The following is a 12,127-nucleotide window of genomic DNA, read 5'->3' on the forward strand; positions in this document are numbered from 1 at the left end:
GGATTAATCATGAAGATTATCTCTTATAAACGGATTTACCAATCCCAGGAATATTTCTCGGTGTTAGGGAAAGTAAAGTCTCGGGCACTGTTTGGCGGCTATAGTCTGGCCGTTGACAATACCGTCTTTGCTATGGTCGCAGAAGGTGAGCTGTATCTGAGGGCGTGCGAAAAAAACGCCACCTATCAGGCCCAGCACTCACCGCCACTGTTAACGGTACGTAAACGAGGGCATGCGCAGCAGCTTAACTATTTTCGCGTCGATGAATGGCTGTGGTCGAATAGAGCAGAGCTGCTTTTGCTTGGACAGTTCGCACTTGAAGATGCGCAAAGTGAGAAGCGTCGACGGCGGCATTTACGGCTCAAAGATCTTCCCAACCTCTCTTTTCATATGGAACTGCTGTTGCATGAAGCAGGTATTAAGGACGTCCGTACGCTCCGGCAAATGGGTTCTAAAACGGCGTGGATGCGGCTTCGGCAGTTACGTAAACAGCTGAGTGTGAATGTGTTGTATTCGCTGGAGGGGGCTATCATCGGCGTTCATGCCGCGGCGCTCCCGGCGAAAACGCGCCAGGAGCTGGAAACGTGGGTGCAAAATTACACCCAGAAAAGGTGATTAGCGTATCACCTGCTTCTGCAGACGGCAGATTTCAGGCAGCAGAGAAATCATCAGGCCGATTTGTTGCAGAACCAGTGGCTCTTTGCTGTCCGGACGAGGATCGAGATGATGGATCCTCGCCGCGAGCCCACTTAACGCCTGCTGAACCCGTTGTTCATCTGCGGGCTGATGATGCAGCGCATCGTCGACGTAGCAGACGGCGTCGTCCAGAAGCGCCAGAATCTCTGCGGTGGTCAGTTTTTCGCGATGGGCACCCAGCGCCGAGATATAGCTGGTGAGCGTGTGGTTCAGGCACAGTAAGCGGAACGCGGTTTCCCGCATTTCGGCGGTGACCTTCGGTTCGGTAGACATGTTGGATACCACCGAGGCCAGCTCAGCATCCCGATTATGCGCATCGCGGCGCGCAATACGGTAGGCCAGACGGTTATCGCGGCCTTGATGATACTGCTCGAGAATCGCATCCAGATAGCGACAGTTAGCGTCCACGGCTCGCTCCAGAACGCGCGGCAGGTTACGGAATTTCCAGTCTGGCCAGATAAAACTCACCGCCAGCCAGGCAATACCGCAGCCAATCAACGTATCCACCACGCGCGGCAACGCCACTTCGAACCCTTCGCCCAGCAGGTTAAAGCACAGGAGCACGAGCAGGGTAATAAACATCGTCGCGTGAGCGTATTGTACGTTGCGAAAAGCGAAGAACAGCACGCCTGTGACCACAATCAGTATCAGTTGCCCTTCCAGCGAGGGCACCAGCCAGAGAATCGGCAGGCCCAACGCTACGCCGACTAGCGTGCCGATAATACGCAGCGCCAGGCGATGGCGAGTGGCGTTGTAGTTCGGCTGGCAGACGAACAGGCTGGTGAGCAAAATCCAGTAGCCGTGCTGTAATCCGGTCAACTGGATAAAGGCATAGCCAACGCAGAGCACCACCGACATGCGCACCGCGTGGCGGAACAGCGCGGACTCCGGCGACATATTACGACTCAGGCGTGAAAGAATATCGTCGAAACCGTGCAAGCTATCATCGGCAAGCACATTCTCCGTTTCGCTGTTCGTCTGCGACGGCGACTGTTCAGACTCAATGGTGGCGAGTTGGGCGTCGATGGCCCGCAGGTTGTTGAGGAGAAAACCCAGCGCTTTCATCTGCTCCGGCGCGGTACCGCTGGCGCGCACGCGATCCAGCGCGGCGTCCAGATGGGTGAAGGCGCGCTCAAAACGGGCGTCATGTTGATAAGGCGTGCGCAGCAAAATGGCCTTAGCCAGATCCTGACAGGCGATAGACTGCATTGAGAGCAGGCGCTGGAAGCGGAACATCACATCGCTGTAGCGGAACTGGTCGCGTAGCGCCTGATATTGTATATGCGATGAGCTGGCCCGCTCGTGGATATCCTGGGCGACAAAATAATAGTGCAGGGTACGACGGGTGCTGCGTTGGCCGCGGTCGCCGCGCAGACGCGTTAATAAAGACGCTTTCGTCTGATTGAGCGTCGACACCAGTTGTCCGTTTGCCAGCGCCAGCTCATACAGCGGCGCCTGATTATCGTCGTCAAGATCGGGATCGAACAGGCGCGACTTCAGCTCCAGATAGCGAGCAAGCTGCTCGTAGCTGCGGGCGAGGTTATCCTGCAATGGGCGAATAGGAAATATCAGGTGCCCGGTCAGCGTCAGGACGTTATACCATACGGCCCCTGCAATCAGCAGCAGCGGCTGCTGATACCAGTGAGCGTAGAGCGATACGCCGAGCATCGTGTAAATGGCAATCAGCAGCGCGCCAAAGGCGATGGTGGCATAGCGCTGCCCCAACCCGCCCAGCAAAATAAACCCGATGGTCGACACGGTGAGCCCCAGCGCAAACAACCACGGCCAGGGAAACAGCACTTCAACCGATGCTGAAGCGATAAAAAAGCAAATCAGGGTAATAACCAGGTTACGTAGCCGCCCGGTCAGGCGGTCGTCGAGATCCGTTAGCGCAGCGGCGACCACCCCAAGAGTGAGCGGGATGGTCAGCTTTGCATCGCCCAGCCACCAGGGCAGGGCGGTTGTGCCAATGAGCGCAATAAATATTCTGGCGTTGTACAGCCAGGTACTGTTCCATGTATAGCGGCGAAGCAGCGGGCTTAGCATAGCGGTTAAGAGTCCTGATTACTGAAAACGGCGACGGGCATTTGCTTCGCGCGCAGCGCGCGCCACTTCGACGGGCACCACCCGACGCCCAACTGGCCACAGGGCAATAGCGGCTATTTTAAAGTTCGCAATCCCGACCGGGATACCGATAATGCTGATGCATTGGGCGATGCCGGCCATAATGTGCGTCAGGCACAGCCACCAGCCAAATAGCACAAGCCACAGAATATTGAGCAGGGTGCCGCCCGCATTCATTACGCTACTTTTGGCCCCCGGTTCAAGTTCATCGACGTGCACCGCTTCGTTGCCGTACGGCACCAGCGACAGCTTAGTGATCTCCCAGCATGAGCGAGTCAGCGGCAGCGTAATAATCAGAACGATGCTGACGAGCGTTGCCAGCAGCCAGCCGAAAGTTGTCAGAAAACCACCTAATACAAAATTCAAAATATTCAGAACAGTACGCATAAATCCTCACTGCAGCGCTGTGAATAATAAGACCTGCTGATTGTAACGTTTTTTTAGGCTGGAGCACCTATTCTCTGGCGGTTACACTGTGAGATATCGAAAAAGTCAGGATTCGGCACGACATGGAATTAAAAGCAACGACGCTGGGTAAGCGCATGGCGCAGCATCCTTATGACCGGGTTGAGATCCTCAACGCGGGCGTACGGGTGTCCGGCCCTCAGCATGAATATCTCATTCCTTTTAATCAGTTACTGGCGATTAACTGCAAGCGTGGCCTGGTGTGGGGAGAGCTGGAGTTCGTGCTGCCCGAGAATAAAGTTGTGCGCCTGCACGGGACAGAATGGGGCGAGACGCAGCGCTTTCACCGTCACCTGTTGGGGCTGTGGCAGCAGTGGAGCGCGGAGATGAGCGACATCGCCGCCGGGCTGTTGGATGAACAGCTGGCGGTTATTGCCGGGAGCCGCGAAGAGAATCGCTGGTTGACTCGCCAGCAGGCGCAGGATATTCGTCAGCGGATCGTTAAGGCGCTGGAGGGTCTGCCGCTGCCGACAAACCGACTGGCAGAATTTGATAACTGTCGCGAGGCCTGGCGGCAGTGTCAGGCGTGGCTGGCAGATAAAGAAAGCGGGCGCGCGCTACATAATCAGCGCTACACCGAAGCAATGCTGGAACAGTACAGCGACTTCTTTGCGCGTATAGAGTCGTCACCGTTGAACCCGTCCCAGGCGCGTGCGGTGGTCAACGGCGAGCGTTCGTTGCTGGTGCTGGCGGGGGCCGGTAGTGGTAAAACGTCGGTGCTGGTGGCGCGTGCAGGCTGGCTGCTTGAGCGCGGCGAAGCCTCGGCGGAACAGATTTTGCTGCTGGCCTTTGGCCGTAAGGCGGCTGAAGAGATGGACGAGCGCCTGCAAACGCGCCTGCATACTGATGCCATCACCGCGCGTACTTTCCATGCGCTGGCGCTGTCAATCATTCAGCAAGGCAGTAAGAAGGTGCCGGTCGTCAGTAAGTTGGAGAACGATGCTGCTGCTCGCGCTAAATTGTTTATCGCGTGTTGGCAGCAGCAGTGCCGGGAGAAAAAAGCGCAGGCCAAAGGTTGGCGCCTGTGGTTACAGGACGAGCTGGGCTGGGATGTAGAGGAAGACAGCTTCTGGGAAGATGAAAAAATCATCAAGCGAATGGGCAGCCGTCTTGACCGCTGGGTCAGCCTGATGCGTATGCATGGAGGTTCCCAGGCTGAGATGATTGCCGGTGCGCCGGAGGAGATTCGGGATCTGTTCGGCAAGCGGATTAAGCTGATGGCACCGATGTTGAAGGCGTGGAAAGCTGCGCTGAAAGCCGAAAATGCCGTCGATTTCTCCGGTCTGATTCACCAGGCGATTATCATCCTCGACAAGGGGCGCTTCGTCAGCCCGTGGAAGCATATTCTGGTCGACGAATTTCAGGACATCTCCCCGCAGCGTGCGGCGCTGCTGGCGGCGTTACGTAAACAAAACTCGCAGACTTCACTGTATGCCGTTGGCGATGACTGGCAGGCGATTTACCGCTTTAGCGGCGCGCAGCTGTCGTTGACCACCGCCTTCAACCACTATTTTGGTGAAGGGGATAACTGCGCGCTGGATACCACCTATCGCTTCAACAACCGCATCGGTGAAATTGCTAACCGCTTTATTCAGCAAAACCCGCACCAGCTGAATAAACCGCTGAACAGTCTGACCACGGGCGACAAAAATGCCGTCACCCTGCTGGAGGACGATAAGCTTGATGCACTGTTTGATAAGCTCAGCGGCTACGTGACGCCGGACCAGCGTATTCTGGTGCTGGCCCGCTATCACCACCTCAAGCCTGCCGCCCTCGAGAAAGCGGCCACGCGCTGGCCGAAGCTGAATATTGATTTCATGACCGTGCACGCCAGTAAGGGCCAGCAGGCGGATTATGTGATTGTACTCGGGCTACAGGAAGGTTTTGACGGTTTTCCGGCCCCTGCGCGTGAGTCGATTATGGAGCAGGCGTTGCTGCCTGAGCCGGAAGATTTCCCCGATGCTGAAGAGCGGCGCTTGTTGTACGTGGCGATGACTCGCGCACGACTGCGCGTCTGGCTGCTGTTCAATAAGGCGCAGCCGTCGCCGTTCGTGGAGGTGTTAAAACAACTGTCGGTGCCGGTGGCGAGAAAACCGTAATCGAAGAACGGAGCCGACACCGCGTCGGCTCCGGGAACGTGAGGAATTATTTCAGGCGATCTGCCAGATAGCGCGGATAATCTGGGATCAGAATATCCACGGGTTCGCTGAAGTTAGGCGACTGAATAATAAAGTCGGCGGTGGCGGCGTTGGTGGCTACCGGAATATTCCAGACGGTTGCCAGACGCAGCAGGGCCTTCACGTCCGGGTCATGAGGTACGGCGTTGAGCGGATCCCAGAAGAAGATCAGTACGTCGATTTTCCCTTCGGAGATCAGCGCGCCAACCTGCTGGTCGCCGCCCATCGGGCCGCTGAGCATCGCCTGGACTTCCAGGCCTGTTGCGCGTTGTACCAGGTTACCAGTGGTGCCGGTCGCTGACAGCGTGTGGTTTGCCAGGCAGGCCTGATGGCGCTGTACCCATTTCATCAGCATATCTTTGCAGTGGTCATGCGCGACCAGCGCGATGTGTTTACGCGCCGGTAAGGTGCGTGTTGTCAGTTCCATGTGTCTTTCCCTGAGTGTTGAATCCAGACAGATTACTGCATGCGAATCAGGCTGCAAGCCCTGATTGGCAAAAATTTGACGCCCGACATTAGCGGACTAGCGTACACTTAAGTGATTGGCCAGGAGGATAATGATGACTGAAAACGAGATTGCCAGCATTTTGACGACCACGCGAACCATCGCGCTGGTGGGCGCCAGCGACAAGCCGGACCGTCCAAGCTACCGGGTGATGAAATACCTGTTGGATCAGGGCTATCACGTGATCCCTGTTTCGCCGAAGGTTGGCGGCAAAACGCTGCTCGGGCAGCAAGGCTATGCCACCCTTGCCGAAGTGCCAGAGAAGGTCGATATGGTTGACGTATTCCGCAATTCGGAAGCCGCGTGGGGCGTGGCGCAAGAGGCGATAGCCATCGGGGCGAAGACGCTGTGGCTGCAGCTTGGCGTGATTAACGAACAGGCGGCTGTGCTGGCGCGCAATGCGGGGATGCAGGTGGTGATGGATCGGTGCCCGGCGATTGAGATCCCTCGTCTGGGCCTCGCGAAATAAACGCGCGTGCTGAGAATACAAAAAAACCCGCATAGCGGGTTTTTTATTAACGCGGCAATCAATCAGTTACGCAGCCGCGGTGCCTGTAGCTGTCGGCGGATGGTACGCGCCAGTTCATCCATCGTCGGTTGTTCGGGATGATCCTCGCTCGGCTCACTGCTCAACTGGGCTTCGGCCAGATAGGTATGCACCGGCTGACCTTCGTCATCTTCCATCACCACGTGATACCACGGCAACGCGCGTAGTTCGTCGTTAGCCGCCAGATCGTCGGGATCAGGATCGTCAAGCGAGTAAACCGGGTCGATATCTACCACCACGCCCAGATAGCCCAGCAGGGAGTGACGCACCTGCTGGCCGATACCGAATTTGCTGGTAATCATCATACTCACCTCCCGGGAAATGGCCTCTCTCTACTTCTACTATATATATAGACACCATTTCGCTTTTCAAGTTACATGACGCGGCAGGCAAATCCTTTCAAGTACAGTCCTTCCGGGTACGTCGCAATCACCGGGTGATCGGCTGCCTGACGGAACTGCTCTATAAATTGTACATCACGACCGGCATCTACAGCGGCGTCGGCAATGATTTTCTGGAATAAATCTGCGGTCATCAGGCCAGAACAGGAGAAAGTCAGCAGCACGCCGCCCGGATTCAGTAACTGAATAGCCAGCATGTTGATGTCTTTATAGCCGCGGCAGGCGCCCATCAGCTGGCTTTTGTTTTCGACGAATTTCGGCGGATCCATCACGATAACATCGAATTTCTCGCCCTGATCGCGATATTTACGCAGCAGTTTAAACACGTCGTCGCGCACGAACTCCGCTTTGCTCAGGTCGAGTTTGTTCAGCTCAACGTTCTGGCGCGCAACGTCCAGCGCTTCCTGAGAAGTATCGACGCTGGTGACCTGGCGGCAGCCGCCCATCAGCGCCGAAACGGCAAAACCGCCGGTGTAAGAGAAGCAGTTCAGGACGCGTTTGTCTTCAACATAGCGGCGGGTCGCCAGGCGGCTATCGCGCTGATCGAGGTAATAACCGGTTTTATGGCCACCCTGAATATCGACCAGCAGCTTCATGCCGTGTTCTTCAATCGGCAGCAGCGCTGGCGGCAATTCACCGGTCACCGGCCCTTGGGTCAGCTCCATGCCTTCTTTTTTACGCACCGCAACATCGCTACGATCGTAGATGGCGCATTCCGGGTAGAGGGTTTGCAGGGCGCTAATCAGCGCGGCGCGCTGGTATTCGGCACCGGCACTCAGCAGTTGCAGCACCAGGAAGTTGCCGAAACGGTCAATGGTGACGCCCGGCAGACCGTCAGATTCACCGGCGATCAGACGGTAGCTATCCAGCCCATCTTTTTTCGCCAGCCAGTCGCGCCAGCTTTGCGCCTGCTGAAGGCGGCGGACGAAGAAATCGATATCTATGCTTTCATTAGCGTCAAACGTCCAGACGCGAGCGCGGATCTGCGAGGCGGGGGAATACGCGCCGCGGGCTAACCATTTACCCTGATGGTCGACAATATCAATGGTCTCACCGAGGCTGGCTTTGCCTTCCATGCGGGCAACCGCGCCGGAAAAGACCCAGGGATGACGGCGCAGCAATGATTTTTCGCGCCCTTTGGCTAACACTAAACGTACACTCATAGTTAATTTTCTGGCTGTTTGATGGAATCAGGCTGCATTTTCCCGACTTCCCTGCACAATTGCAACGCGCGAGGGCAGAATGTCGGGAGAAATGGCGCTACAGTTGAGACAGACAGAGGAGGAATAAAGATGGATAAGTGTGTGATTTGTTGGGTTTACGGTAAGGTGCAGGGGGTCGGCTTCCGCTTCTTTACTCAACAGGAAGCGCAGCGCCTTGGCCTACGCGGCTATGCGCTCAATCTTGATGATGGCAGCGTCGAAGTGGTTGCCTGCGGTAACGATGAACAGGTCGAAAAGCTGCTGGCATGGCTCAAGGCAGGCGGGCCGCGTAGCGCGCGGGTTGATAAAGTTCTGGCGGAACCACATCAACCCGAAAAAGCGTGGAGCAACTTCAGTATTCGCTATTAAATGCACTTCACCGGTTTTGGCAGGCCGGCGATTTTCGTTGCCTGTTTAGCCGGGCCTTTCGGGAACAGGCGGTATAAATAGCGGCTGTTGCCTTTCTCTTCGCCAAAGGTGTTGGCCATGGCTTTCACCAGCATGCGGATTGCCGGCGAGGTGTTGAATTCCAGGTAAAATTCGCGCACAAAGCGCACAACTTCCCAATGTTCAGGGCTGAGTTCAATGCCTTCGTTCGCGGCAATGGCCTCGGCCAATCCTTCGCTCCACAGAGTGGTGTCTTTCAGATAGCCTTCGCTATCGGTCTCAATTTCGGTGTTCTGATAGATAAGCATAATATTTCACACAACAAACAGATGGCGGGAAGTGTAGCAAATAAAAAGGCCCCGCATAAGCGAGGCCCTGATGTTGATGAGCAGGTAGGTTAGTCGCGGCTGGCGAAACCGAGGATGCTCAGCAGGCTGACAAAGATGTTGTACAGCGAGACGTACAGGCTAACGGTCGCGCGGATATAGTTGGTTTCCCCGCCGCGAATGATGTTGCTGGTCTCAAACAGGATGGCGCCGGAAGAGATCAGGATAAACACCGCGCTAATGGCCAGGTGCAGCGCCGGCAGTTGCAGGAAGATATTAGCCACCATGCCAATCAGCACCACGACGATCCCGGCCATCAGCATCCCGCCGAGGAACGACATATCTTTGCGAGTGGTCAGCACATAGGCAGAACAGCTGAAGAACACCAGCGCGGTGCCGCCCAGCGCCATACCAATCACATCGCCCATACCCGCGGACAGGTAGGCGTTAAGAATCGGCCCGAGGATATAGCCCAGGAAGCCGGTAAAGGCGAAGGCAGACAGAATACCAACCGGTTTATCGGCCGTTTTATAGGTCAGGAACATCAGGCCGTACATGCCGACCAGCGTCAGAATTAAGCCCGGAGACGGTAGCCCCAGCACGGTGCTGGCGGTCGCGGTGATGGCGGAAAACGCCAGCGTCAGGCTCAGCAGGAAATAGGTGTTACGCAGGACTTTATGTGTGCTCAGCAGCGATGAGCGGTCACGCGATGAAGTAATTATGCGATCCATGAGTCACTCTCTTATGACAGATGTTATTAGTGGCACAGCATAAGAAATCTCTCTTTTATTCCCAAATCTTTTTACCCATCTTTACTCAGACTTCTGGCTCGTCACAGAAACACAATATAAAGCACGAAAGAGCGAGATCAATCTCTTATAGGTTATTGAAAGCACTTGCGTTATCAACCGTCTGTGCCAAGAGTGAACAGGGTTCTAACAACAAGGCAATGGAAATGAAATTATACAAACATAACAACATCACGATGGTTCTACTGGCGATGGGTCTGGCTGGGGCGGCGCAGGCCGCGACCGTGCCGGAAGGAACGCAACTTGCCGACAAACAGGAGCTGGTGCGCAGCAACGGCAATGAGCCTGCTTCGCTCGACCCACATAAGGTTGAAAGCGACGTTGAGTTTAATATCATCAGCGACCTGTTCGACGGGCTGGTGGCGGTGAAACCGGACGGCAGCATTGAGCCGCGGCTGGCGGAATCCTGGGAGAATAAGGACAACACCGTCTGGACTTTCCATTTACGCCCGGGCATTACATGGTCTGACGGTTCGCCCATCACCGCGCAGGATGTCGTCTGGAGCTGGCAGCGTCTGGTGACGCCAGCCACCGCGTCGCCGTACGCCAGCTATCCGGGCAACATGCATATTATGAACGCTGCCGATATTGCGTTGGGTAAGAAAACGCCGGATACGCTTGGCGTGAAGGCGATTAACGACACCACGTTGCAAGTGACGCTGACGCAGCCCACTTCCGCGTTTCTTGCCATGCTGGCGCACCCGTCTATGGTGCCGCTCGATAAAGTGCTGATTGGTCGCTACGGCGATAAATGGGTGAAGCCGGAACACTTTGTCGGCAGCGGCGCGTATCATTTATCCCAGTGGGTGGTGAACGAGCGGATCGTAGCCGAGCGTAATCCGCGCTACTGGAATGATAAGCAGACGGTGATTAATAAGGTGACCTATCTGCCTATCCGCTCCGAAGCGGCCGACGTTAACCGCTACAAGGCGGGAGAGGTCGATATTGTGTATACGCTGCCGATCAACCAGTTTAGCCAGTTGAAAAAAACCTTAGGCAGCGAGGTGGACGTGTCGCCGCAGCTGGCAACCTATTACTACGAGTTCAATACCACCAAAGCGCCGTTTAACGATGCCCGCGTACGCCGCGCGTTGAACATGGCGCTGGATAAAGACATCATTGCCGATAAGGTCATGGGGCAGGGGCAGCGGCCGGCGTGGGTAATCAGCCAGCCGGAGATTGGCGGCGTGAAGCTGAACGGCCCGGATTACGCATCATGGCCGCGCGATAAGCGAATTGCTGAAGCGAAAAAACTGCTGGCGGAGGCCGGGTTTAACGACGCGCATCCATTATCATTCAATTTGCTCTACAACACCTCTGAATCACACCAGCGGGTGGCGATTGCGGCTTCTTCAATGTGGAAGAAAAATCTCGGCGTCGAAGCTAAGCTGCAAAACCAGGAGTGGAAAACCATGCTGGATGCGATGCATACGGGTAACTTTGACGTTGTGCGCTACGCGTGGATCGCCGACTACGATGACGCTTCCACTTTCCTGAACACCTTCCGTACCGGCGACAGTGAGAATACCGCAAAGTACAGCAACCCGGATTATGACGCCGCGCTGCTCGATGCAGCGAAAACACAGGACGCTGCCCAGCGCGCCCGTGACTACCAGAAAGCAGAAGATCTATTGGCGCGCGATGTGCCGGCCATTCCGGTCTATCACTATGTGCGCACGCATCTGGTGAAACCGTGGGTAGGCGGTTTTACCCCTGACCGCCTGGGGTATTACTACACCAAAGATATGTTTATCAAAAAACATTAAGCAGGATGAGGGCGGGAAAAGCGTTTTAAAACTAGCCATTTTGTTGTTTTTTCAGACGAATAACAACTTTTTGGCTGTTTTTCAGGCAAACGAACGTTTTGGTGCTTTACAGGTCCGTTCGGGATGTTTATAGTGCGCCTCATTGGAAGCGTGGCCGAGCGGTTGAAGGCACCGGTCTTGAAAACCGGCGACCCGAAAGGGTTCTAGAGTTCGAATCTCTACGCTTCCGCCAAATACTAGCCCCGAGCAACTTTGTTGCTCGGGGCTTTTTCGTTCCTGCGATTTTCTCTTCAGTTTTTCCTGTTCCCGCCATCGGCCTTGAGCAATAAGGCGTCGACCTACCACCAATAAATGCGGTGTCTTTTATCGTCGGGAAGCGCAATGCGCTCGAAGTGGAGCGTCATTCACAGGGACAAGGAGTAAATTTCAGTTAAGTCTTTCGGTTGAGGAGTAGGAATAGTCTGTATTTTGCTATTTTTTTTAGCATTAAAATCAAAGTATTAATTTTTTACCTGTCGATTTCATGCCATTTATGTGGCGTATTAATTGATGCCATTACTACAACGGAAGTATTAGTGTCTACACTCGTATTAACCGATGCGTTGCGTCCTCTGTATTTAATTGCAGCGATGAATGACGGGTTGGTGAATATCATCGAGAGTAAAATATGATGTTAATCACGGAAGTAGTTAATGATAAAAAAGAGGTGTAAGGAAATACAG

Annotated in this window: 12 protein-coding genes and 1 tRNA gene; 6 read left to right on the forward strand and 7 right to left on the reverse strand. The window is 55.0% G+C overall.

Annotated features, from left to right (window positions below; genetic code table 11):
• Positions 1-615 (forward strand): TfoX/Sxy family DNA transformation protein (locus NNN71_RS20120; RefSeq protein ID WP_333909581.1); only part of this gene is annotated, 615 nt, incomplete at its 5' end.
• On the opposite strand, the gene yccS is transcribed toward NNN71_RS20120, so the two are convergent.
• Positions 616-2,742 (reverse strand): YccS family putative transporter, encoded by a 2,127-nt coding sequence (gene yccS, locus NNN71_RS20125; RefSeq protein WP_271459194.1) that lies wholly within the window; start codon positions 2,740-2,742, stop codon positions 616-618.
• A gap of 18 nt (positions 2,743-2,760) precedes the next feature.
• The gene (locus NNN71_RS20130; RefSeq protein WP_223802253.1) at positions 2,761-3,207 is read right to left on the reverse strand and encodes a YccF domain-containing protein; all 447 of its coding nucleotides are present in this window, start codon (positions 3,205-3,207) and stop codon (positions 2,761-2,763) included.
• Between the two features lie 122 nt (positions 3,208-3,329).
• Here NNN71_RS20130 and helD point away from each other — a divergent pair, with 122 nt between their 5' ends.
• Positions 3,330-5,384 carry a DNA helicase IV gene (gene helD / locus NNN71_RS20135; RefSeq protein ID WP_271459195.1) on the forward strand — a complete coding sequence of 685 codons (2,055 nt, stop codon included), beginning with the start codon at positions 3,330-3,332 and terminating at the stop codon, positions 5,382-5,384.
• 46 nt (positions 5,385-5,430) lie between these two features.
• On the opposite strand, the gene mgsA is transcribed toward helD, so the two are convergent.
• Entirely contained in the window at positions 5,431-5,889 is a 459-nt protein-coding gene (mgsA, locus tag NNN71_RS20140) for a methylglyoxal synthase (RefSeq protein ID WP_271459196.1), read from the reverse strand.
• A gap of 133 nt (positions 5,890-6,022) precedes the next feature.
• On the opposite strand from mgsA, the gene NNN71_RS20145 reads away from it, so the two are divergent.
• Positions 6,023-6,436: a CoA-binding protein gene (locus NNN71_RS20145; protein ID WP_064548875.1), complete on the forward strand. Its 414-nt coding sequence runs from the start codon at positions 6,023-6,025 to the stop codon at positions 6,434-6,436.
• 62 nt (positions 6,437-6,498) lie between these two features.
• Here NNN71_RS20145 and hspQ read toward each other — a convergent pair whose 3' ends face one another.
• Positions 6,499-6,816, reverse strand: coding sequence for a heat shock protein HspQ (gene hspQ, locus NNN71_RS20150; RefSeq protein WP_064548889.1), 318 nt, complete (start codon positions 6,814-6,816; stop codon positions 6,499-6,501).
• Positions 6,817-6,887: 71 nt separating this feature from the next.
• Entirely contained in the window at positions 6,888-8,078 is a 1,191-nt protein-coding gene (gene rlmI, locus NNN71_RS20155) for a 23S rRNA (cytosine(1962)-C(5))-methyltransferase RlmI (protein WP_163448573.1), read from the reverse strand.
• A gap of 129 nt (positions 8,079-8,207) precedes the next feature.
• Between rlmI and yccX the strand changes: the two genes are divergently transcribed.
• Positions 8,208-8,486 carry an acylphosphatase gene (gene yccX / locus NNN71_RS20160; RefSeq protein ID WP_163448574.1) on the forward strand — a complete coding sequence of 93 codons (279 nt, stop codon included), beginning with the start codon at positions 8,208-8,210 and terminating at the stop codon, positions 8,484-8,486.
• On the opposite strand, the gene tusE is transcribed toward yccX, so the two are convergent.
• Both tusE and yccA read right to left on the reverse strand, forming a co-directional pair.
• Positions 8,483-8,812, reverse strand: a complete 330-nt coding sequence (gene tusE, locus NNN71_RS20165) for a sulfurtransferase TusE (protein WP_064548881.1) — start codon at positions 8,810-8,812, stop codon at positions 8,483-8,485. The two genes, yccX and tusE, sit on opposite strands and share 4 nt — an antisense overlap.
• Positions 8,813-8,901: 89 nt before the next feature.
• Positions 8,902-9,561: an FtsH protease modulator YccA gene (gene yccA / locus NNN71_RS20170; RefSeq protein WP_064548883.1), complete on the reverse strand. Its 660-nt coding sequence runs from the start codon at positions 9,559-9,561 to the stop codon at positions 8,902-8,904.
• Between the two features lie 224 nt (positions 9,562-9,785).
• On the opposite strand from yccA, the gene NNN71_RS20175 reads away from it, so the two are divergent.
• Positions 9,786-11,405: an ABC transporter substrate-binding protein gene (locus NNN71_RS20175; protein WP_271459197.1), complete on the forward strand. Its 1,620-nt coding sequence runs from the start codon at positions 9,786-9,788 to the stop codon at positions 11,403-11,405.
• A gap of 144 nt (positions 11,406-11,549) precedes the next feature.
• Positions 11,550-11,637 (forward strand) — tRNA-Ser (locus NNN71_RS20180).
• Positions 11,638-12,127 lie beyond the last annotated feature (490 nt).

The organism is Kluyvera sp. Awk 3, assembly GCF_028069715.1.
Classification (GTDB): domain Bacteria; phylum Pseudomonadota; class Gammaproteobacteria; order Enterobacterales; family Enterobacteriaceae; genus Kluyvera; species Kluyvera georgiana_A.

Bases quoted from the DNA above. Each gene is read 5' to 3' on its own strand.
- hspQ (WP_064548889.1), bottom strand. From the start codon at position 6,816: ATGATTACCAGCAAATTCGGTATCGGCCAGCAGGTGCGTCACTCCCTG.
- tusE (WP_064548881.1), bottom strand. From the start codon at position 8,812: ATGCTTATCTATCAGAACACCGAAATTGAGACCGATAGCGAAGGCTAT.
- yccS (WP_271459194.1), bottom strand. From the start codon at position 2,742: ATGCTAAGCCCGCTGCTTCGCCGCTATACATGGAACAGTACCTGGCTG.
- yccA (WP_064548883.1), bottom strand. From the start codon at position 9,561: ATGGATCGCATAATTACTTCATCGCGTGACCGCTCATCGCTGCTGAGC.
- rlmI (WP_163448573.1), bottom strand. From the start codon at position 8,078: ATGAGTGTACGTTTAGTGTTAGCCAAAGGGCGCGAAAAATCATTGCTG.
- NNN71_RS20175 (WP_271459197.1), top strand. From the start codon at position 9,786: ATGAAATTATACAAACATAACAACATCACGATGGTTCTACTGGCGATG.
- mgsA (WP_271459196.1), bottom strand. From the start codon at position 5,889: ATGGAACTGACAACACGCACCTTACCGGCGCGTAAACACATCGCGCTG.
- helD (WP_271459195.1), top strand. From the start codon at position 3,330: ATGGAATTAAAAGCAACGACGCTGGGTAAGCGCATGGCGCAGCATCCT.
- yccX (WP_163448574.1), top strand. From the start codon at position 8,208: ATGGATAAGTGTGTGATTTGTTGGGTTTACGGTAAGGTGCAGGGGGTC.
- NNN71_RS20130 (WP_223802253.1), bottom strand. From the start codon at position 3,207: ATGCGTACTGTTCTGAATATTTTGAATTTTGTATTAGGTGGTTTTCTG.
- NNN71_RS20145 (WP_064548875.1), top strand. From the start codon at position 6,023: ATGACTGAAAACGAGATTGCCAGCATTTTGACGACCACGCGAACCATC.